Source organism: Pedobacter psychroterrae, assembly GCF_004331695.1.
Lineage (GTDB): Bacteria > Bacteroidota > Bacteroidia > Sphingobacteriales > Sphingobacteriaceae > Pedobacter > Pedobacter psychroterrae.
On the sequence record NZ_SJSL01000001.1, the window covers coordinates 474,183 to 496,810 of the forward strand.

Sequence of the window (22,628 nt, forward strand, 5' to 3'; positions counted from 1 at the left end):
TTTTTTTAAGAGGGCGCAAGATACAACTTTTGCTAAAAAAAGAAAATATTAAATTGTATTTGAATAAGTATTTAAAAATTAGGGCAATAAGGATGTTAAATATGATAGATTATTGCCCAAAATTATTAGGCACATAGGTCTCGCCCGACCCATTCACCCAGTTAATCACACTAAAATCTTCAGTAGCGCTAAAGTCCACTGCATTCAATACCGTTCCATCTGGCTTTGTAACCACGCCTTTGGGAGAAAAAAACATCCTTTTATTCTGGTCCCAGACCAATTCCTCTGTATTGAAGGTCAGCGTCTCATTTACCACAACAACATTCTTCTTAAAGGTAGCTATCTTTTCAGTATCTCTCATTATCGCATAGTCAGAAGTAATAGAGCCCTTTATCTTTGTAAATTCATCGATGAAATTGATTTTGATGCCCTTTGGCATCTCCTGATACCCCCCACCGTTAGCCGGCATTACCTTATCGAGTATAGGGGCAAAACCCTGCGCTTTTACTTTTGCTGAATCACTGTAAATAATATCTACATTTTTGGTCCTGTCGCGGTTTAAAATACTCTTGTCTGACAGTTTTGCTGCCGTTTTTAAATCATCATCACCACAGGAACTAAGGCTGAGCTGCAATAAGCACAGTACAAAACACAGATATGTCAGGCCCCGGCCTTTCATTAATCCAGTTTAAACCTTCTAAACCAAGTGTCATTGAGCGTAAATCCAAGGTGCAGATTAATGTAATTCTCCTGTATAAGCCCATTAGTAATCATCCCGCGTCGCCCAAGTTCTGTAGTAAGGTTTAGCTTATAGAAAGAAAACCTGCTTGTTTGCGCCAGTGGGAATCCAAATCCAAATGTGATAGCCATTTGTTTGATATCCTGATCATTCATCCTGATATAAGTTTTATCATATTGAAATCCGACCCGGTAATCAACTCTTTTAAAATAATTCCCTAAGGAGGTGATATCAGGTGTAATCTGCGCACCTGCAGAAAAACCCCAGCTATCTTCCAGTCCCTGATTTACAGCATCGATGCTTAATTCAGACCATTTACCCATTCTGTAGTCAGCCCCAAGCAGCCAATTATTATCCTTTTGAATAGTAATTCCAAAATTATGGATCAAGGGTAGTTTCAATTTGGAAGCATTATTTTCCACCAACTGAAGTGTATCAAATGCAGCCTGCTCTTCTCCCAGGTCCGATCTTAGATATTGTGTTAGTAAAAAGGTCCTTTTGGTATTTATTTTAGAAGGTGAGGAGCCTGAATATCCTAAAGTAATACGCTTTTTGCTGGACAATGGAATCTCATACTGTGCACCATAAGAGAAGCTCAACCCACCAACACTATTTTTAGTTTGTCTGCGGTTATTAATTGAAGGGGCGCTCTGGATTTCGATTGAGCCATTCTCTTGTAAGTTACCAAACAGGTATTCGATATTTGCACCGAACCTAAAATAGTCTCCTATTTGTTGCCCAAAGCCAACATAAGCTTTTGTCAGCCCACCCTCTCCACTATATAATGCATTATAAGTATTGCTATCTGTAGCATTATATTTTTCATTTACTGAATACTCATAGCCAAGTTCTGAATAAGGGAGTATCCCTATACTTAGTGCTGATTTGTTTTTCACCAAAGGAAATGCCATAGCAACATGACTCAGGGTTGAATTAAAACTGGTTTCTTTTCCGTTTCCATTCCTCAGTTGAGTAAAACCTCCGGATGCCCCCATATCTAATGTGGTCAAGTCGATACTTGCATAAGAAGCCGGGTTTTGTATATTGATAGTACTGTAGCCGTTTGGTTTAAACACTGCAGTCGACACGCCGCCCATCGCCCTGAACTGCGGAAGCAGCGAACCCTTAATATTGCCTAACCCATATCTGGAATAGGGAGACTGTACAGTAACCTGTGCCTGAACAGAAATACCACCGAGCAATACAAATACTGCTATATATTTAATTTTTTTGAACATATTCAAATGCAATGACTTCATTTAATCCTTTTAATACCAAGTATGGATCGTGTATAATTTGAGGCGCAAAGATGCTGTTTTTTAATTGTTCCAGCAAAAAAGCAGCGTCACCACCCGTAATCAACACGGTAACATCCTTATTTTCTTTATTCTGTAGTGCTATAAAGCCCTCAACTTCATTAATTATACCTTGTAACACCCCATTTTTAATAGCCGATATTGTATCTGTACCTTTTGGGATCTCTATATCCGTTTTGTTCCATTCTACCAAAGGCAACCTTCTTGTAAAATGATGAAGGGCTTCAAAACGCATGTGCAGGCCCAAACTAATACTACCGCCAAAATAGGCACTCTGTCCAGTCAGCAAATCGTATGTTATACAGGTTCCGGCATCTATAATAAAGCATCTTTTCCCTGGATAACATTGATGTGCGGCGATAATTTTAGCCCATCTATCCAGCCCCAGTGTGTCAGGGGATACATAGTGATTTTTTATTCCGGTATTAACATCAGTTGAGAATGGAAAATAATCAGTATGAGCTCTTAGTACGTCAATTACCTCTTCCTGTTCTCTGCCAACACTAGATATTGTTGAATTATTGATTGAATATAGGTTGATCAAATCAATAAGAGCATCAGCTGTAATATACTTTAAGCTTTGGTTTGCAATTAACTCCCTGTCATTAAAAATTCCCAGTTTGCTATTTGTATTACCTATGTCTATCACAAGATTATGCATCTTCTCCAAACTTCATGGCACAAAGCTATTAATCTTTAGCAAGTTTCAAGGGGTGAAATTGTTAAAAAAGGTTAAACAAACAAAAAGTACTGTATGGCAAAAACGAATGCCAGAAACAGACTTTCATAAAACCATCTCTTTTTAGCATTTGAAAAGTAATAGGCGAGCATCACCGATCCCGGCGGAACACACAAAAGGAAATGATACAATCTGAAGTCAGGCTTGGTATAAAACCCAATAATGCAAATGATAAACATAATGAACAGCATTTGAAATGCTTTCCTGGTACTTATAAAACTTCTGAAAAAGTTTTCGCGCAGTTGCAGCGCGGCCAGCACCATTATCAACAAGACAGGAATTAACACCAGATAATCATTATAATTGATCTTAAAAGTTGATGGAAACTTATTCGCCAGTGGCACCCAGATCTTATAAAACACCAAAAGATGATCATTCCAATAATAATAAACGGCCACAAAAAAGAAAATAATCAAAAAGCCCACCAGACCTGAAATCCATTCTCTCCAGTTAAATGATCTGTATAGCAACAGTGAAAACCAAAGCATCGTTAACATCACGATAAAAGGAAAATAGATGAGCGTTCCTATTGCTATGATCATTCCAATATCAAACATGACCATAACGGCATTCTGAGATTTCCCTATTTTCAAGAATTTATCCATTATCCAGATAAGCAGGAAATTGCAAATTAGGGTAGGGCTCAATATCATAAAGGGCATAAACAAACTCGCCGAGGTAATAAAAAGCAATGCCGGCAAAAATCCGGACTTATTCAGTAGGCCATGATTGTTAACGACCCGGTTAAATAAAATGGCCTGTATATAGACAATAACACCGGCAATAAACACATTCCCTTCTGGTGAAAATGTATCCTGAAGAGGCATCTGAATCAGAAACTTAGCGTAGGGCTCTAAAAATTCAAATTGTAGTGTCGCCGGGAGATCCGCAAACAGGGCCATTCGCATTATAAAAGTATACGCGAACAGAATAAGCAGGTTTATTGGATTTAAATTTCTGAATTGATTGATCATGCCTGTTTCCAAAGGCAAAGTAAAGCAAATTATCTGGCAAACTTGTTGACAACTTTATCAATTACCGCAGCGGTCTCATCGGGGAAAAAGAACCTGTGCTCCTGGCTACTTTCTACCCAGTTTTTTATAACCGGAAGCCAATTCTTATTGCTGCCCCAAATTACCGGCAGGCCAAATTGTTTAAGTGCGTAAGCATTACATTGCTGTTCATACTGAAACTTCATAGGAGCTACCAGGAGTTTTTTACCCATATATAGTGCTTCTGATGGCCCTTCAAAACCTCCTCCTGTAAATAATCCCTCGCAGGAAGCTAAACTCCGGTTAAAAAGTTCATTGTTTACCGGTTGCACATTTACATTCCCGTCCGAATAACTTAGCCTTGTATGTTTTGAAAAAACGTCCCAGTGAACGTTTGGAATCTGTTTCAGTAAAGGTACAAGAAACTGATCATCTATGGCAGGAAGATAAACCGTATAGTGCCCCAGATTCGACACAATCATGTTCCTGATCTCTGCACGTATTACAGGCGTATAGATAAAATCATCATACCTGTCAAAATGAAAGCCTATATAATGGGTTGCCGGGGCATAATATTTCATTACCAACTGTGCCCAGTCTATACTTTTTGGCTTAGGTACCTTTGAAGACTGAAAGGATGCCTGATGGCTGAGGCCTATACTTTCTATCCTTTGTCTTTTACAAGCCCAGGCAGTTACCGGCTCAAAATCGTTCAGGATTAAATTATAGGTTTTTAAGGGGATTCTGCTCATATCCTTCACAAACCGGAACAGATCCATGTCTTTCCAGGTTTGTAAATGATCTACCCCTCCCTTTTTACCAAAAATAAAACTGAAGCCATGCATCTGGTATTTAACTTCCTGGGTTAGTTTAACGTCGGCTTGAGTACCACTGATCAGCAAATCGACCTCTCCATACTGCTGAAGGAGCGGCACAATTTCCCTTGCCCGGCTAATATGTCCGTTACCAGTACCCTGAATGGCGTATAAAATCTTCATCCGTTCAAATATCTATAATATTTTATAGATCATCCTCATCCATTGTCAGTTCATAGGGACCAAAGAACAAAATAACCAAAGCAAGTATACAAATACCAAGGAATATTTCCGGCATAAAAAATTCATTTATTATACAAAGCTTCAAATCAAATATTACTAAGGCATTAACCTGATGTTATAAAATCCCGCTCACCTTATTAAAAGCTAAAATGTTAAATTGTTTATAAATATATTAGCATTAAAACTTAAGATTCATTAAATTGTTGAACATAATAATCAGGGTTCATTACTGAAAAAAAGTCCTGTGAGCGGGGGATCCGCGAAGGGCAGGCACAGCATACAATTACCAGCATTAAAAAGGGCTGTTTGCAAGTTTGCAAACAGCCCTTTTTAATGCTTTTTCATAAATGTTTTAAGCAGTCTTCTTCTTTCTATTTTCCCTGTAAAATGCAAATCCCAGGCCAGCAAGTAGCAGAACCGACCCTGCAAGAGAGATTTTTTCACCTAGATAATATGAAACCGGTTCAAATTTAAACACTACTTTATGGTTACCTGCTTCAAGCTGCGCTGCGCGCAATACATAGTCCGCCCGGAAATATGGTTTTTTAACACCATCCACATACATGTTCCAGCCCTTATCATAGTAGATCTCTGAAAACACCGCAATAATATCTGTTGGGGCACTATAAGCATATTCCATCCGGTCCGGATGATAACTTTCCAGTTTGATAAATGCATTTGGATCAGCCGCTATGGTGCGCTTGGAATCGATTAAACCTTTATACATTTCATCTACAATGGCTTCTTTTTTAGGATCAAAACTATTGATGGCCTTCATCTCTTCATCTGCATTTTTCACAAACTGTATGGATGGAACAATCCATGCGTTCCCCGCTGCTGTGGTATTACTGGTCATCCTATAAGTGCCATTTTGCCTGTCCCTGTTAATAATATATTTGGTATTCAGCATATCCAGTACATCCTGGTTGATACTTTGCGTGAGCTGTTTATCTATCAGCTCCTGGTACCTTTTTAATTTAGCAGCATGGTATCCACCAATAGTTTTATAAAGCCTTGAACTGCTTGCATCCTGGAACGTAGATACACTCAGATCAAGCACACGAAAATTGGGATCTTTATCAGCAGAGATAAACGCGTCAACATCACGTGTCTGAAAGTTACTTAGATCACTCTTGGTTGCAAAATTGCCATTGTTCAAATAACGGCGGTCAACCTGCCACATGTCTATCATAATCGCCATTCCCAAAAGGATCACCGCAAACCGCATGTTCATTTTCTTAGCAAGATATGCCCAGATCAATGCATAGCCAATTGCAATAAACAACAATGACCTCAATGCGTCTGCACGGGCAAGGGCGGCACGGTCTTTTATTAGTGAATCAATCACAGTCTGCGCTATACCACGGTTATTCTGAAATACTTCAGTCAGTCCATCCAGCAACTGTTGATTGGATGAATTAGTAAAACTGAAGAGTGAAGTCGGGATTAAAGCTACCAGTACGGCAAAACCACCGGTGATTCCTGCAGACCAGGTCAGTTTTTTGATCAGCATCTTCTGGTCCAGACTGCCGCTCATCGCTTCCTTTACTGCAATAATTGCCAGAATCGGCACCATCAGTCCTACGATGGCAAGAATGGACTCTACCGCCCTGAATTTATTATACAATGGGAAATATTCGAAGAACAGGTCAGATACCAGGGTGAAGTGCTTACCAAATGACAGCAGCATAAACAATATAGTTACACTCAGTATCCACCATTTCAACCGGCTCCGTACAATGAACAACCCAAATATGAAAAGAAAACAAATGATGGCGCCAAAATAATACGGCCCGGATGTGATGGCTTTCTCACCCCAGTATACCGGCATCTGCTGAGCCAGTCCAAGCGCCTGATCAGGCGCCACACCCAAACCCTGCACAGTCTTAAAGACATTGGATTTTTCATCAAGTCTTGTATCGGAACTTCCTCCATAAAGATTCGGGATCAGGAAAGTAAAACTTTCTCCCACACCCTGACTCCAGCCATAGGCATATTCTTTTGAAAGACCATTTTTCTCCTCAACAGCATCTGTAGTCAGGTTAGATGGGCCACGGTTAGATTCCTTACCATACTCATACGTAGTCCATAATTTACCTGCATTGACCATAAAAGCCAACGTAACTGCAACAGCAATAAAGCTCATCGCCTTACCAAATTCAGCAAGTTTTTTTTCTTTCACGGCATGATAAACTTCAATCCCTATAAATATCAGCAAGGCGATCATCAGGTAATAGGTCATCTGGATGTGGTTTGACCTGATCTCGAGGGCAAGAAATAAAGCAGTCAAACTGGCACCAATCCAATATTTACCCCGTAGGGTCAGTATGAGTCCGGCTATGATCGGCGCACAAAAGGCTATTGCAAGCGCCTTGTTACTATGTCCGGCAGCTATTATAATAAAATTATATGAAGTGAAAGCAAAAGCTATTGCCCCCGCAGCGGCGAGCCATGGGTTAATTTTTAACACACAAAACAGCAAATAAGCTCCTAGCAAATAGAGCAATACCACATCTACCGGATCAGGGAAAATTGTCTTTACAAGGGAAATTATATAAGTTGCTCCATTATATGGGTGCTGTGCCCAGATCTGATAAGTGGGCATACCGCCAAACATCTGGTTGGTCCAAAGCGGCGCTTTGCCATCCTTTGCCTTGTAGGCCATTATTTCAGTAGCTGTGGCTTTTGCCTGGATCACGTCACTTTGGGCGGGAGATTTTCCCTGCAAAACTGGACTGAAATAGACAAAACACGTGATTATAAAAAATCCAATAATGGCAAGGTGTATGCCATTTGCTTTTAACCAATTATTCATTAAGGTTTGTTTATGATGTAAACTAACCCCAAACTTAGATAAAATTGTTTTATTTTTATACAGCTATTTTATCTCTTCGTAATCTACGAAATCGCCCAATTTATCTGTACTGCCCTTCTTTTGCTGGGGCGGCATATATTCGATAGAGATATCTCCCTCTGGTCTTGAGTCTTGCTGACGGCTTTGGTTTGCTGCCTGTTGTTGTACCTTGCTAAACATATTTCTAAGTACCATCGGAAATATTAAACGTAGGATGACACGAATGATGTAAAATACAAGTAAAGTAATTAATATGAATTTTATAACTCCCATTTTATGCGCTTAATGTTCAAATATAGACGGAATTGATTTCTTATTATTACAATACCGCACCTTTATTGCACTACAATTACAATACCATTAAGTTAAATATCCCCAGGTATATGAGCTACTCTTCCAATCTGTCCATCCTCAAGCCTCACTTTAATTCCTCTTGAATGATAGGTGGCAGACGTAAGCAAATTGGCTACCACGCCTCTGGTAAACTTACCGCTCCGCTGGTCTTTTTTCAATATAATATCCACTTCCAGTCCCGGATAGATGTCTTTTCTGTTCTTACCGTCCATTATTTACCAAACCTTTCCTGAAACATCTTTTCCATAGCAAACATCTCGTCGCGCAGTCTTGCGGCCAGCAAGAAGTCCATGTCCTTTGCCGCTTTTGCCATATCCTTCCTCGTTTTATCAATTGATTTCTGCATCTCCGGTTTAGTCATATATTGTACAATCGGATCAGCAGCGATACTCAGTTCATCTACCTCAATATAAGGTTTCGCCCGCCTGGTTTCGCCCGAAGAGAAGTCCAGCACAGATGTTTGCTCCAGTATTGCTTCCCTGGTTTTGCCCACTGTTTTAGGAGTGATGCCATGCTCCAGATTATAGGCCACTTGCTTTTCCCTGCGCCTGTTGGTTTCCTCTATGGTTTTTGCCATCGAGTCTGTTACTTTATCAGCATACATAATTACCCTGCCCCTGTCGTTGCGTGCTGCACGTCCAATCGTCTGGATCAATGAGCGCTCTGAACGTAAAAACCCTTCTTTATCCGCATCTAAAATTGCCACAAAAGAAACCTCCGGCAGGTCAAGCCCTTCCCTTAATAAATTGATCCCTATCAAAACATCAAATTCACCCAGCCGCAGTCCCCTCAATATCTCTACCCGCTCCAGTGTTTTTACTTCCGAATGGATATACCGGCATTTGATATTTAACCGGTCCATGTACTTAGTCAGTTCCTCGGCCATACGCTTTGTAAGGGTGGTCACCAGCACCCTGTCTCCCATCTTAATGGTTTTATCAATCTCATCCAGCAAGTCATCCACCTGGTTAATAGCCGGTCTGATTTCAATCAGGGGGTCCAGCAGGCCGGTAGGCCGGATCACCTGCTCAATGTACAGTCCTTCTGTTTTCTGAAGTTCATAGTCCGCAGGCGTTGCACTTACATAAATGGTCTGCGGGGCCAATCGCTCAAATTCTTCAAAATTCAGCGGCCTGTTATCCAGTGCAGATGGCAGTCTGAATCCATATTCTACTAACGATAACTTCCTGGATCTGTCGCCTCCATACATTGCCCTGATCTGTGGAACAGTAACATGACTCTCGTCAATCACCATCAAATAATCATCCGGAAAATAATCAAGCAGACAAAAGGGTCTCATACCGGGCGAGCGGCCATCAAAAAAACGTGAGTAATTCTCAATACCGGAACAATACCCCAGTTCCTTCATCATTTCGATATCAAAGTTCACCCTTTCCTCCAATCTCTTGGCTTCCAGCAAATGCATATCTCCTATCAACTGATTTTTGCGAATCTCCAGTTCCTCCTGAATACCCCAGATAGACGAATTAAACCGGTCTTTTGGCGTCACAAATAAATTGGCAGGATAGATGGCCATATCTTCCAGTTTCTCCAGTGTTTTACCCGTCACAGGATCTATGGCACTCAGCTCCTCTATGTCATCCCCAAAAAAAGAGACCCTATAGGCAAGGTCCAGATAAGCTGGAAAAATATCCACTGTATCCCCCTTCACCCTAAAAGTACCGCGTTTGAAATCATTAGTTGTACGGGCATATAAAATCTCTACCAGGCTGTGCAAAAAAGAATTCCTGGATATCCTGGTACCCACAGAAAAGCGGAACACGGATCTGGAGAAATCTTCAGGATTACCCATACCGTAGATACAGGATATAGAAGAAACAACGATTACATCCCTTCGGCCAGACATCAGTGCCGAGGTTGTTCTCAACCTTAGCTTTTCTATCTCTTCATTGATACTTAAATCTTTCTCTATATAGGTATTGCTACTAGCGATGAAAGCCTCCGGCTGGTAGTAGTCATAGTATGACACAAAATAATTAACGGCATTTTGCGGGAAGAACTGTTTGAACTCCCCGTAAAGCTGTGCCGCTAAAGTTTTATTGTGACTTAATATTAATGTAGGCTTTTGGGTCTGTTCGATTACATTGGCCACGGTAAATGTCTTTCCTGATCCTGTAACACCCAAAAGCGTCTGATAATGTTCTTCGTTATTAACTCCCTCCACCAACTGCCTTATCGCATTAGGCTGATCACCTGTTGGCTTATAGTCTGATACCAGTTGAAATTTCATAGATATCAAAAATACAAAAAAAGAATCAGCTTGTCATTCTGTGCATGATCATTTAAAAGTGAAATCTGGTAAAGGCATGATCTCGCCACCTTTCATCGCAGATTCGTGTGCCAGGATACCTACACAAGTAATATTAGCAGATTCCTTAGCATCCGGATACGGCGCCCTGTTATCTACCAGCGCATTCAGAAACTCATTTACCAAGTGAGGATGCGACCCGCCATGCCCAGATCCCTGGATAAAGGATAAATGCTGGTTCTCCTCTCCATCATAAACTCCTGCAGTAGTAAAATGCTGGATCTCTTTAGGCAGCAAATGTGCATAATCCGGGATCTTAACCTTCTCAGGAGACTCACCAGTATGGATTACACTGTCCTCATGCTCTACCAAAGTCCACTCAAATGATTTTTTAGACCCATACACATCAAAGCTCTCGCGGTACTGCCTTGCCGTATTGAACAGCGAGCGGGTTACTTCTGCAGAAAGATCTGAATCCTTATATTTTATGTGACAGGTTTCGATGGCAAACGGAGAGCCGTATTTAGGGATCAAGTCCTCATCTATTCTTCCTGAACCGAAACATGAAACATATGCCGCTTGCGCCTTAGGCAAAGCCAGCACAGGCCCTACGCAATGCGTAGCGTAGTGCATCGGCGGTAATCCTTCCCAGTATCCGGGCCAGCCGGCCATTTCCTGCTGATGTGAAGCACGAAGAAACTGGATCTTACCCAATTCTCCTTTTTCGTAAAGTTCTTTTACAAACAGAAATTCACGGCTATAAATCACTGTCTCCATCATCATATAAGTCAGGCCAGTTTCTTTTACAGCTTCTACGATCTGTCGGCATTCTTCTACTGTGGTCGCCATCGGAACGGTACAAGCCACATGTTTTCCAGCACGCAAGGCTGCTATTGACTGCTCAGCATGACTTTGGATGGGTGTATTGATGTGTACTGCATCTACGTTCGGATCCTTCAACAGCTCTTCATAGCTAGTATAACGCTTTTCGATTCCGAATGCATCGCCAATCTCCGCCAGCTTTTCTTCGTTCCGCTGACAAATGGCATACATATTTGCATTTGGATGTTTTTGGTAAATGGGGATAAATTCTGCCCCGAAACCCAGTCCTACGATGGCAATATTGATTCTTTTTTCACTCATAATATTATAAAATAAAGGTCATGTTAAATGGTCAGTTGCTCCAATTTTTCAAGAATTGAAGCCCTTCACTGGCGAAATCATCCTGACTGCTTGCCAAGGGCTTCCAGATACATACCAAGCCTGCCAACTCTTTTACTTCAGGGGTAAAACTCTCGATACAGATTGCACCGCTATAGTTTATAGCTTCCAGTCCACGTTTGAAATCATCCCAGCGTGCTTGTCCGGTTCCTGGAGTACCACGATAGTTCTCTGACACCTGTATGTGAACCAATTTATCTCCTGCAAGCTTAATCGCTTCTTCTATATTGCGTTCTTCAATATTCATATGAAAGCCATCCAACATAATTTTTGCCGCCGGATGGTTGATGTCTTTAATAAGTGCCACTACGTCTTCTGCGGTATTGATCAGGTCAGACTCAAACCTGTTCAGCGGTTCAATTCCCAGCTGAAGCCCTCTCTCTGAAGCCATCTCACCTACCTTGTGCAGGTTGGTTGCCGCCCGGTCCCACTCTCTCTTCTTTTGTTCCGGTGATACCAGCCGCGCCTTGCCTACTGAAGAATACATAGGGCCAGCGAAAATCGAAGCGCCAAGTTCGTAGCCGATCTCCATAGAAGCTTCAATGTAGTCAAAGCTGGTCTTATGAAATGCCGGGTCATCGTGCGTAAGGTCTCTGGTCGGCCCAAAAGCACCGCAGATTTCAGCCTTAAGTCCGAATTCCCTAAGGGCGGCCTTTACTGTCTTTACATCGATAAGGGAAGGATCTTCTACTGGGATCTCTACCAGATCATACCCCATCGCGCTGATCTTTGAGAACAGCGAAATCGTATCTGTCTTAAAAGGCGAGGCCCACAACCATGTGCTTACACCAAACTTCAAATTCAAACTCATCTGTTGGTTATATTTGGTAATATTATTTAATCACTTTCATCACCCCATTCATGATACTCCAGTGTCCCGGGAAAGTACACAAATAAGGATAGTCACCCGGTTTTGCCGGTGCAGTAAACTTCAAGGTAACTTTTTCTTCCGGGTTTAGCAATTTGGTAGCAAACAGTACCTCTGGAATCGCCGGTACATAGTTCTTTTCAGCCCCATTCGGGTCCTGTACCATCTGGTCGGCCGCGGCACCAACCTTCTTTAGCATTCCAGGTTTAGCAATCACGAGATTGTGCTGCATAAAATCAGGATTTTCAAGTTTTAGGATTACAGTCTGCCCAGCTTTTACCGTAAAGCTGGTCTTGTTAAACTTCATTAGATGTTCTACTACCTTCATGTCAATGATCACTTCATCTGCTTTGCTCGCTTCAGGATTTGCAGCAGCAACAGCTTGTTTAGGTTTCTCAACCGGAGTAATCTCCTTCAAGATCTTCTGTACATAAACAGAAGGTGAAGCAGCAGTTTTCGCCATCGCTATAAACCCTTCATTGTGCAGTAATGCAGCGCCGTAAAGTGCCTGCGCGATGTATTTATCCTTCACATTCAGCTCATCAGCGGCGGCTTCGTATAGCAGATGGCCTACATGTACGGAAGCCGGCATATCAGATACAGCCAATATAGCTGCCAGACGTACCCGAAGGTCAGGATCTTTAAATAAAGCTGCCTTTTGGATGATTCCGATCATTGCTTCATTTTTTGGCAAGGCCTGAATTGCTGCTTTTCTAACTCCCGCAACAGGACTTGCCAGCGCTGCTTTAACCACCGCCAAAGCTTCTGCATTAGCACCATCCAGTACACCCAGTCCCTGCAACGTCCATATCGCATTAATAGCTGGACCGTTTAATCCTATCCCATCCACTTTGCCTGCGCTGATTATTTTATAAAGTGCCGGCAATACCGAAAGGTTCTTTGCCTCTACCAGTAAACGCTGGGCATGCATCCTCCATAATAAGTTATCGTTTTCCAACGCCGAAACCAACCCTTCAACATTGTCCTTCGATAACTTAAGCGGAGTATATGGTTTGGCTTGTTTATATTTAATCCTATAGATCCTTCCGCGCTCTCTGTCGCGCATCGGGTTGATATACGCATTACCTTCTCCATTTTCAAAACCCCTTGGAGTGGGATTATGCTGGATGATGAAATCATACCAGTCTGCTACCCATACTGCTCCGTCCGGACCCACCTCGGCATGTACCGGGCCTACCCATTCATCTGAACTTGCAAGCAAATTCCAGCCATCCTTCTCTATAAATCCGGCACCCTGCTGTTCCAGCACGGCGTTGTGGATTACCCGTCCGGTAGGTTCGTTTACAAATGCAATCCTGTTCCAGTATTCTTTAGGAAAGTTTCTCGCTGTGTAAAAATTATGTCCTGCCGCAGCAGTAAAACCACCATGTACGTCTACCTGCCTTAGGTTAGGAAATACCACATGCATGTTATAATGTCCATCTATTTTCTGTATAGGTTGCACATTGGATCCAGACAGTCCCTTCTTCATGTACTTTTCATGCATAGAATAGAAAGCTGTATGTGTATTGTTTGCTGTTGAAATAAACACATCGTTATCCTCAGTAAATCCGAGCCCCCAGGTATTGTTACTCGTCCTGCCTTTAAAATCAAATGCCTTTCCATCAGGGCTAAAACTGTATATTCCCTGCGAAAACTTAAAGTTCTTTCCGTCTACTTTTCCATCAAAGCCTGAATAGCCGAGCACACCCCATATCTTGTTGTCAAATCCATATTTCAGGTTTGAAGGTCCGGCGTGGGTATCACCCTTGCCCCATCCGGTAATCAGTACTTCCCTAACATCAGCTTTGTCATCGCCATTGGTATCCTTGAGGAATAAGAAATCAGGAGCCTGGGCAATGATTACCCCTCCATTTGAAAATACCATACTGGTTGGAATATTCAGTTTATCTGCAAAAATGGTAAACTTATCTGCTTTGCCATCACCGTCTGTATCCTCACAGATTTTAATTCTGTCGTCTCCCACTCCGGCTTCATTACGGATCGTATTTGGATAGTCTACCGTCTCTACCACCCATAGCCTTCCTTTTTCATCCCATGCCATGGTGATGGGATTAATGATGTCCGGTTCAGATGCAAACAATTCTATCTCAAAATCTGCTGGCACCTGCATTCTTTTTTGCGACTGTGCCGGGGTAAACGGATGCTGGAATTTCGGAGCAGGGTTGCGGTTTTCATAATTCGGGATCTTTGCATCAGTGTATACACCTGCCGGAATTTGATATTTATTGATCTGCGCCTGGATCTTGTCGCCAAGTGCCCACATAACTCCGTTACTTATCATTTTAATAAATTCCGGTTTTCTCCAGGTGCTGTCATTATGCCCGCTGGCGGTATAAAACACCCTGCCCTTACCTTGTTTGCGCACCCAGGTATATGGCTCATGATGAGCTCCTTCCACGCGTTCCTGCAGCACAGTCATATCAGGGTTTAATTTAGTATGCACATAGGTTTCATCCCATGCGCTAAAAGTTCCTACACCTTTCATCACAGGGTGAGTGGTGTTTACCGTTACCGGACTAAACACCCCGGTTTTGTGGGTGCTGAACTGCCCGCCTACTGCCTGGATATACCAGTCAGAATTCTGGAAACAGAAAGATGCAGAGTGGATCGGGATCAATGCCTTTCCGCCTTCTACAAAATCTTTAAGTGCTTTTTCCTGAGACTCCTTTATGGTATCATAATTTGCGTAGATCATAATCCCGTCGTATTTGGACAGGTTTGCGGCATTTAGCGCACTGCTGTCAGCAGTATAGGTTACATTTACGCCCAGCTCAAACAGCGGACTAATCAGCATCGGAGCAAAGCGCCCGGAATTATGGTGCGTGCTCGCATTGCCCAAAAACAAAACTTCCGCCCTGCGCGGCGAGTGTTTATCTGTACTTCCATTTGCGACCTGTTTTTTGTTGGCGCAGTTTTGGAAAAGTATACTAATTAGTGCAATAAGAAAGAAAATCTTTTTCATGGTGTTCATACATAATTTTGGCAATTACAAATTAGCTCTTTATTTTATCATTATTCTATCTGCATAATATCAAATTCTGATTGTATCTTGTCAACCATATCTATATTGAATATATGAAACAGATAGTCCAAAAATCCGCCATCCCTTCATCCAGGATATTGGTTGTTAAGCAATTGGAAGAGCTTCATTTCGATCCAAACCTGCATTTACACCCTGAATATCAGCTATTCTTAGTATTGAAAGGACAGGGAACTCGTTTTATTGGAGACAATATCACGATTTTCAAACCCGGCGATTTGGTGTTTACAGGTCCAAACATGCCGCATATGTGGCGGGATGACAACAGTGCTTCCGGGTCAAAGAAGTCAAAGATCATGGGCATCGTTATTTATTTTCCCCAAGATTTCCTTGGCGATATCATCCAGGTCAAAGATGAGATGGAAAAGCTCAGACACCTGTTTGACAAAGCTACCCGGGGCCTGGAAATACATGGCAAGACCAACCGATTAGTCAGCAAAATGATGCAGGAGCTGTTACATGTTAAAGGCATTTCCAGTATTATCTTGCTGCTAAAGATCCTGAATATGCTGGCAGAATCATCAGAATACACTTACATTACCCATATCAATTACCTGCCCGTCAACAATAAAGTCGAAACAGACCGCATGAACAAAATCTATCATTACCTGATGAAAAATTTCAGGCAAAAGGTGAGCCTCAATGAAATTGCCGATCTGATCAACATGACCGAAACCTCCTTCAGCCGCTATTTTAAATCCAGGGTCAACAAATCGTTTTCTGACTTTTTAAAAGAGCTGAGGGTCGACTACGCCCGCAAACTGATCAATGAAAACAAACTCAGCATCAACCAGGTCAGCTACGATTCAGGTTATTCCACTATTTCCAATTTCAACAAGCAGTTTAAGGAAGTGACAGGTAAAACTCCCTTACAGTACAGAAATGAATATCTCAAAATAAGCATGTAAATAAAAGGGCGACTGTAAATCTTATTTTGCATAGGTGCCGACAGAGACCATTTTAATCATCTGATTAAATAATTTGTTTAATTCAATGCTATGTCTTTATATTTTTCTCACCTAAATAATAATAACTATACAATTGCGAAGAATGAGAAAATCGTGGCGGATACCTCCACGGAAGAAAAATATTGGTATTGTTTATCCGTACATTTTTTGCTAAGTTTAGTAATGATATTTGAACTGAGTAAAATAAATTCACTGGCCAATGTCTTCCTCTCTGAACTTCGGGATGAGCACATTCAAAAAGATGCCATGCGTTTTCGCAGAAACCTGGAGCGTTTGGGTGAGTTTTTCGCATTCGAAATCAGCAAAACACTAGAATACGAACCCACAGAAACACAAACTCCTCTTGGGATAGCCCCTTGTGTAAAACTTAAACAACAACCTGTGTTGGCAACGATCCTAAGGGCCGGCCTTCCATTACACCAGGGATTGCTGAATATCTTTGACCAGGCCGAATCTGCTTTTATAGCAGCCTACAGGACTAACCATAAAAGTGGCAAACTGGAGATCCGGATGGAATACGTGGCTTCGCCGGACCTGACGGATAGGGTGGTCATCATGGCCGATCCTATGCTGGCCACCGGACTTAGTATGGTCCTGTGCTGCAAAGAACTGATCCGCAAGTACAAACTCCGTGAATTACATATCGTATCTGCCATAGCAAGTACCGAAGGGATACGTCATGTAAGGGCAAACCTGCCAAAAGCCAAACTATGGATCGGTGCAATTGATGAAGAAATGACAAGTAAGGCGTATATTGTGCCCGGACTGGGTGATGCGGGTGATCTCGCCTATGGCCTCAAACAATAACAAAGCGCTGCTCAATTGCTACCATGATTAAACACATATTCTTCGACCTGGACCATACGATTTGGGATTTTGACAAAAACGCAGAAGAGACTTTAAATGAGCTTTATGAACATTACCAGCTTCATAAGCTCGGACTTAACTCTGCCGAAGAGTTCATAGCCACCTACACTGAAAATAACCATCAGCTCTGGATGGCTTATCATATAGGGCAGATCAGTAAGGAAACACTCCGGGCAGAGCGGTTTAGCAAAACATTTATCCAGCTGGGCGTACATCCTGAGCTGATCCCGACACAGTTTGAGGATGATTATGTCCGCCTCACCCCGACCAGGAAAAACCTATTCCCAGGCAGTGAAAAAGTACTTGCCTACCTACAGCAAAAATACCAGCTGCACATCATCTCAAACGGCTTTAAAGAAAGTACCCTGACCAAAATGGAGGTGTCCGGACTCAACCCCTATTTTAAAAATGTGATCATTTCTGAAGATGTAGGGATCAACAAGCCGGATAAGGCCATTTTTGAATACGCACTCGACAAAGCGAAAGCACTGAAACCGGAGAGCATTATGATCGGCGACAGTATTGAAGCTGACATTCGCGGTGCACAGGGATTTGGTATAGAAGCCATTTTCTTTAATCCCGGTAACAAAGAACTGCCTGATGATGTCAAATGGCAGATCACACATCTGGAGGAATTACTGCTTCATTTTTAATATAAAGAACTTTTAATCGCAATTAACGCTAACAAACATGAAATCGCTAATCTTATTAATGGCAGTAGCGCTGCAAGCATCGCTCAGCTTCTCTCAAACTACAGGCAACAAAGAATTGTTCATAGAGGTACCTGAACAAGGGAAAGTCATCGTTTACGTCGATGATGAAATGATCGGCTCTTCAAAAAATCTCTTCAGGTTCTACGACATCAGCAGCAGCAATCCTACCGTTACCATCATGCTGAACAATAAACAGCTTGCAAAAGCGAAGGTTCAACTCAAGCCGGACTACAGGTCAATACTCTCTTATTCCCGCAGATCGGGAATACAAGTTGTGAAGACCCTACCCATCTTTAATGCAGGGAATTATGCCCTGGACGACTGGAATGGGACAATCGGCAATACACCCGGCAGGCCTTCGCGTGCAGTAGTCAGGATAATGGATGAGGATTCATTTAATGAACTGCATAGAATTGCTAAAAAAGAAGCTTTTGAAGATGCCAGAATTAAAGTGATCAATGCTGCGCTTAACAGGAATATGATCAGCACCAACCAGTTGGTCTCCTTATTAAAGACGTTTGCATTTGAAGACAATAAGCTTAGCCTTGCCAAAAGTGCCTATTTGTCTATAGCAGACAAGGAAAACTTTTTTAAAATAACAGATGTGTTCACATTTAAGAGTCAGAAGGAAGACTTGCTGGATTTCATTAAATTAAAGTCGGGAAGATAAAGCCTCAATTAATTCACATATTTGCAGGATCTATATTATAAATGAGGATACCTAAGATATCGGGCTTTGACCAGGATGCACTTGAAAAGTATGTAAAGAATACCGGCTGGCTAATGATAGCGAGGGTGGGCAGTCTTGCGGTCAAAATGTTGCTAAACATTGCCCTGGCCAATTACCTGCTCAAAGTTAAGCTTGGTATCCTGAACTACCCCATGACCATAGCTACCTTTTTTATCGCAATGGCAGCGCTAGGCCTAGACGGATTTGTTACCAGGGAATTATTGAGAGATCCTGAAAAAGAACATAAACTACTCGGAACAGCATTTTTGCTTAAACTCGCTGGTGGCTTGCTAATTTTACCATTTGTTTACCTTACCTATATCGCCCTGAATCATTTTAGTCCGGCCAGTGCGCCCTTCTACTATGTCCTGATCGTCAGTTTAACAGGGATATTTCAATCCTTTAACATCATAGACAGTTACTTTCAGTCAAAAACGCAGGGTAAGTTCATCATGCGGGTGCAAATTGTGGCCAACCTGGTTTCTGCAGCAATAAAAGGCCTGCTCATCTTGCTGCATTCAAACCTGACCTGGTTTATCTTTGCCTTATTGTTTGATGCAGCGTTGTTGGCTTTTGGTTATTTTTACATGTACAAGCAAAATGGCGGCAATATTTTCAAATGGACTTTTGACGGCAAGCTGGCAAAATATCTTTTAACAAATTCCTGGCCGCTCGCCCTCTCGGCAATTCTGGTTACTGTTTACATGAGAATTGACCAGCTGATGATTACGCAATACCTGGGTGAAGGTCCTCTGGGTGTGTATACCAATCCTGTGCAATGGACAGAATCCTGCTATTTCATTCCCGTAGCCATTGTAACCTCCGTTTTCCCGGCCATCATGAACGCACGGAGGGACGATCCGGAAAGGTACAGGAGAAGAATGCAAAATATGTACGACCTGATGGTATGGATCAGTTTGAGCCTCGCCATCTTTGTTACTTTTGCAGCGCCATTTATTTTCGAACTGTATGATCCGGTATACGCTGAAGGTGCTCATGTACTGTCAATTCTCATCTGGGCCAGCATTTTTGCCTTTTTAGGAACAGCCAGCGGACAATTTCTAATCGCAGAAGGATATACCAAACTCACCATGACGCGCACTGCTGCGGGCGCAGTGGTCAATGTTGTTCTCAATATTTTCTGGATTCCGAAATATGGGATTGAGGGTGCCGCATTTGCCACGCTTATTGCATTTGCCACATCTACTTTCTGGATCCTTCTTATTCCAAAAACCAGAGATCAAGGAATCATGATGCTCAAATCCCTTTTTCTGATCACCTTGTTTCGCAAACTGAAACGAAATCACATTACTTAATTAACTAAAGATTAATAGTTAGACCTTCGTGCGAGAAGCAATCTGGCTGATAAAGTAGTGACACCAAGTTGAATCCAAGTTGAGTCCAAGTCTAGTCCAACTTTTTATTATAAATAGTTGGATTAGCTATACTGTTAATACGCATAGATCTTTGTTTCAATACATACACCAATAGCAGACAAACAAAGCAAAATATTTTAATATATTAGCTTTATTCATTTAACGTTTTAACTTTGAGGTTAAATTATCATACAGCAAAATGTCTTTAAGAAGTTTAATCAGATCAATCGTATATAAACCTAAAAACATACTGGACCTTATTCAGCTAAAATCGAAAATAAAGAACAGTATGAGTGAGGTCAACATCATTATAGGTGCGCACAATACGGATTACAATAACTGGCTACCGACAAATATCGAAAACCTCAACTTGCTTGAACTAAACTCTTTTGAAAACCTGTTTGGCGATAAAAAAGCTACCCGCTTTCTGGCGGAACATGTATTTGAACACATCAGCTATGAGGATGCACTCACTGCCTTAAAAAATTGCAACCAGTATCTGGTGAAAGGCGGAACGGTAAGAATAGCGGTACCGGATGGCTTTCATCCCAATCCTGATTACATCAATATGGTTAAGCCGGGCGGACATGGAGAAGGTGCACACGACCATAAACTGTTGTATGACTACAAAAAACTATCAAAAGTATTTGAGGATGCAGGTTACAGCGTAAACCTCCTGGAATACTATGATGAAAACGGACAGTTCCACTATCATGAATGGGACAGTAAAGATGGTCACATCCTCAGATCTAAGCGCTACGACAAACGCTTCAATGAGCCACTGGGTTATTCTTCTTTGATTATTGACGGTATAAAAAAATAATGGCAGCAGCAACCAATAATGTAATTGAGGCTTACAATGACTTCTATACTGGAAATGAAGTAGAATGGCGTATGCTCGGAGCTAAAGCCAAAGCCCGTAACATCATAGAGGTCTGCAAAAACATTGAGGCAAACAAGGTTCTTGAAGTAGGCGCAGGCGATGGAAGTATTTTACACTACCTCGACGAATGGAAGTTTGCAGCAGAATTGTACGCGCTTGAAATTGCAGAAAGCGGAGTGTCTCTCATCAAAAAAAGAAAGCTGGCCAGCGTAAAAGAGATTAAAACATTCGACGGCTACACCATCCCCTATGCGGATAATGCTTTTGACCTGGTAATTCTGGCCCATGTTCTTGAACATGTGGAGCATGAAAGGGTACTGATTAGAGAACTAAAGAGGGTAGCGAAACACCTGGTTATTGAGGTTCCTTTAGACTACCGGTTTGGGGTAGATAAACGGATGAAGCACTTTTTGGACTACGGACATATCAACATGTATACCCCCACCCTGATCAGGTTCCTGCTGCAGAGTGAAGGTCTGGAAATCGTATCAGACAAAACTTCCCTAACGCCACCGGAAACCATCAAATTCTGTGAATTTAACGTCCTTAAAAAACAAAAGTCTTTTATGAAGGTTCTTAAAATCGAACTGGAATATAACATAAAGAAAATACTAGGCCGCCTTTTAGGCAAGAACAGAACGGAGCAGTTTGGAAATGCATATACTGTACTTACCAAAACATCTGCCCAGAACCTGCAAATATTTTAAAACATGCAAACCTTTGCCCCTATTGCATTATTTGTTTATAACAGACCGCAGCATACCGAGCGAACACTTAAATTTCTAAAACAGAATGAACTTGCTGCCGACAGCAGGCTTTTCATATTCTCTGACGGGGCCAAAACACCCGCCGATGAACAGGCTGTAACAGAAGTAAGGGGCCTGCTAAAGAACATAGATGGATTCAGATCTGTAGAGATCATTGAACGAAAAGAGAACATGGGCCTCGCAAATTCCATCATTGCCGGGGTGAGCCGACTGGTAGCCGATTACAAACAGGTCATCGTACTGGAAGACGACCTGATTACCTCTCCATATACCTTAACTTATTTCAATGAGGCGCTTGAACGCTACCGCAATGAAGAGAAAGTAATGCACATCGGCGCTTATATGTACAATCTTAAAGACCACAACCTGCCGGAGACTTTCTTTTATCGCGCGGCAACCAGCTGGGGATGGGCCACATGGGAAAGGGCATGGCAGCACTTCGAACCCAATGTAGATACCCTGATCAGCCAGTTCAGCCTGCAAAAGAAATACGATTTTTCTATAGAAAACACCATGAACTTCTGGAAGCAGATCCAGGATTATAAAAATGGCAAAAACAACTCCTGGGCCATCCGCTGGTATGCGTCTATCTTCTTGAAAGGCGGACTGACGCTCAATCCTTCTCATTCACTGGTCAACAATATCGGTCATGATGGCACAGGTATCCATTCAGGCATCAATGACATTTATAACGTGATCATCAATCCAAAAGCCATCACCGAATTTCCTTCAGAATTAAAAGAAAATCCTGAGGCTTATAGCGCCATCAAAGGATTTTTAGCCAATAGAAAAGGTTCTCTGTGGCAAAGACTAAAGCGCTACGTCATCCAGCGCATCAGGACCAGCTGAT

20 protein-coding genes are annotated in these 22,628 nt (G+C 41.9%); 8 read left to right on the plus strand and 12 right to left on the minus strand.

Annotation, left to right across the window (positions count from 1 at the left end):
* Window positions 1-109: 109 nt before the first annotated feature.
* The 12 genes from lptC to EZ437_RS02020 all read right to left on the minus strand — a co-directional run bounded on the left by lptC (window position 110) and on the right by EZ437_RS02020 (window position 15,396).
* Window positions 110-679 carry an LPS export ABC transporter periplasmic protein LptC gene (gene lptC / locus EZ437_RS01965; protein WP_131592726.1) on the minus strand — a complete coding sequence of 190 codons (570 nt, stop codon included), beginning with the start codon at window positions 677-679 and terminating at the stop codon, window positions 110-112.
* Window positions 679-1,998, minus strand: coding sequence for an OmpP1/FadL family transporter (locus EZ437_RS01970; protein WP_225869470.1), 1,320 nt, complete (start codon window positions 1,996-1,998; stop codon window positions 679-681). The genes lptC and EZ437_RS01970 overlap by 1 nt, the downstream gene beginning before the upstream one ends.
* Window positions 1,961-2,716, minus strand: coding sequence for a type III pantothenate kinase (locus EZ437_RS01975; RefSeq protein ID WP_131592728.1), 756 nt, complete (start codon window positions 2,714-2,716; stop codon window positions 1,961-1,963). Before EZ437_RS01975 ends, EZ437_RS01970 begins: the two co-directional genes overlap by 38 nt.
* Before the next feature lie 71 nt (window positions 2,717-2,787).
* Window positions 2,788-3,696 (minus strand): DUF6427 family protein, encoded by a 909-nt coding sequence (locus tag EZ437_RS01980; RefSeq protein WP_225869471.1) that lies wholly within the window; start codon window positions 3,694-3,696, stop codon window positions 2,788-2,790.
* Between the two features lie 101 nt (window positions 3,697-3,797).
* Window positions 3,798-4,784, minus strand: a complete 987-nt coding sequence (locus EZ437_RS01985) for a glycosyltransferase family protein (RefSeq protein WP_131592730.1) — start codon at window positions 4,782-4,784, stop codon at window positions 3,798-3,800.
* Between the two features lie 412 nt (window positions 4,785-5,196).
* A complete protein-coding gene (locus EZ437_RS01990; protein ID WP_131592732.1) occupies window positions 5,197-7,659 on the minus strand; it encodes a glycosyltransferase family protein in 2,463 nt (820 codons plus the stop codon).
* 63 nt (window positions 7,660-7,722) lie between these two features.
* Window positions 7,723-7,971, minus strand: coding sequence for a DUF4834 family protein (locus EZ437_RS01995; protein WP_131592734.1), 249 nt, complete (start codon window positions 7,969-7,971; stop codon window positions 7,723-7,725).
* Window positions 7,972-8,063: 92 nt separating this feature from the next.
* Window positions 8,064-8,264 (minus strand): YwbE family protein, encoded by a 201-nt coding sequence (locus EZ437_RS02000; RefSeq protein WP_131592736.1) that lies wholly within the window; start codon window positions 8,262-8,264, stop codon window positions 8,064-8,066.
* Window positions 8,264-10,303, minus strand: coding sequence for an excinuclease ABC subunit UvrB (gene uvrB / locus EZ437_RS02005; RefSeq protein WP_131592738.1), 2,040 nt, complete (start codon window positions 10,301-10,303; stop codon window positions 8,264-8,266). The genes EZ437_RS02000 and uvrB overlap by 1 nt, the downstream gene beginning before the upstream one ends.
* A 48-nt stretch (window positions 10,304-10,351) precedes the next feature.
* Window positions 10,352-11,464, minus strand: coding sequence for a Gfo/Idh/MocA family protein (locus EZ437_RS02010; protein WP_131592740.1), 1,113 nt, complete (start codon window positions 11,462-11,464; stop codon window positions 10,352-10,354).
* Between the two features lie 31 nt (window positions 11,465-11,495).
* The gene (locus EZ437_RS02015) at window positions 11,496-12,353 is read right to left on the minus strand and encodes a sugar phosphate isomerase/epimerase family protein (protein ID WP_131592742.1); all 858 of its coding nucleotides are present in this window, start codon (window positions 12,351-12,353) and stop codon (window positions 11,496-11,498) included.
* A 22-nt stretch (window positions 12,354-12,375) separates the two neighbouring features.
* Window positions 12,376-15,396, minus strand: coding sequence for a PVC-type heme-binding CxxCH protein (locus tag EZ437_RS02020; protein ID WP_131592744.1), 3,021 nt, complete (start codon window positions 15,394-15,396; stop codon window positions 12,376-12,378).
* 113 nt (window positions 15,397-15,509) lie between these two features.
* Between EZ437_RS02020 and EZ437_RS02025 the strand changes: the two genes are divergently transcribed.
* From EZ437_RS02025 to EZ437_RS02060, 8 genes are all read left to right on the plus strand, one after another.
* Window positions 15,510-16,382 carry an AraC family transcriptional regulator gene (locus EZ437_RS02025; protein WP_131592746.1) on the plus strand — a complete coding sequence of 291 codons (873 nt, stop codon included), beginning with the start codon at window positions 15,510-15,512 and terminating at the stop codon, window positions 16,380-16,382.
* Between the two features lie 222 nt (window positions 16,383-16,604).
* Window positions 16,605-17,249: a uracil phosphoribosyltransferase gene (gene upp / locus EZ437_RS02030; RefSeq protein ID WP_131595092.1), complete on the plus strand. Its 645-nt coding sequence runs from the start codon at window positions 16,605-16,607 to the stop codon at window positions 17,247-17,249.
* Between the two features lie 23 nt (window positions 17,250-17,272).
* Window positions 17,273-17,962, plus strand: a complete 690-nt coding sequence (locus tag EZ437_RS02035; RefSeq protein ID WP_131592748.1) for a YjjG family noncanonical pyrimidine nucleotidase — start codon at window positions 17,273-17,275, stop codon at window positions 17,960-17,962.
* Window positions 17,963-17,999: 37 nt separating this feature from the next.
* Window positions 18,000-18,692, plus strand: a complete 693-nt coding sequence (locus tag EZ437_RS02040; protein ID WP_131592750.1) for a DUF4476 domain-containing protein — start codon at window positions 18,000-18,002, stop codon at window positions 18,690-18,692.
* A gap of 41 nt (window positions 18,693-18,733) precedes the next feature.
* Window positions 18,734-20,068: a flippase gene (locus tag EZ437_RS02045; protein ID WP_131592752.1), complete on the plus strand. Its 1,335-nt coding sequence runs from the start codon at window positions 18,734-18,736 to the stop codon at window positions 20,066-20,068.
* Window positions 20,069-20,327: 259 nt separating this feature from the next.
* Complete coding sequence (locus tag EZ437_RS02050; protein ID WP_131592754.1) at window positions 20,328-20,951, plus strand: class I SAM-dependent methyltransferase; 624 nt, start codon at window positions 20,328-20,330, stop codon at window positions 20,949-20,951.
* Window positions 20,951-21,718, plus strand: coding sequence for a class I SAM-dependent methyltransferase (locus tag EZ437_RS02055; RefSeq protein WP_131592756.1), 768 nt, complete (start codon window positions 20,951-20,953; stop codon window positions 21,716-21,718). The genes EZ437_RS02050 and EZ437_RS02055 overlap by 1 nt, the downstream gene beginning before the upstream one ends.
* 3 nt (window positions 21,719-21,721) lie before the next feature.
* Window positions 21,722-22,627 carry a glycosyltransferase gene (locus tag EZ437_RS02060; RefSeq protein WP_131592758.1) on the plus strand — a complete coding sequence of 302 codons (906 nt, stop codon included), beginning with the start codon at window positions 21,722-21,724 and terminating at the stop codon, window positions 22,625-22,627.
* Window position 22,628: the final 1 nt, after the last annotated feature.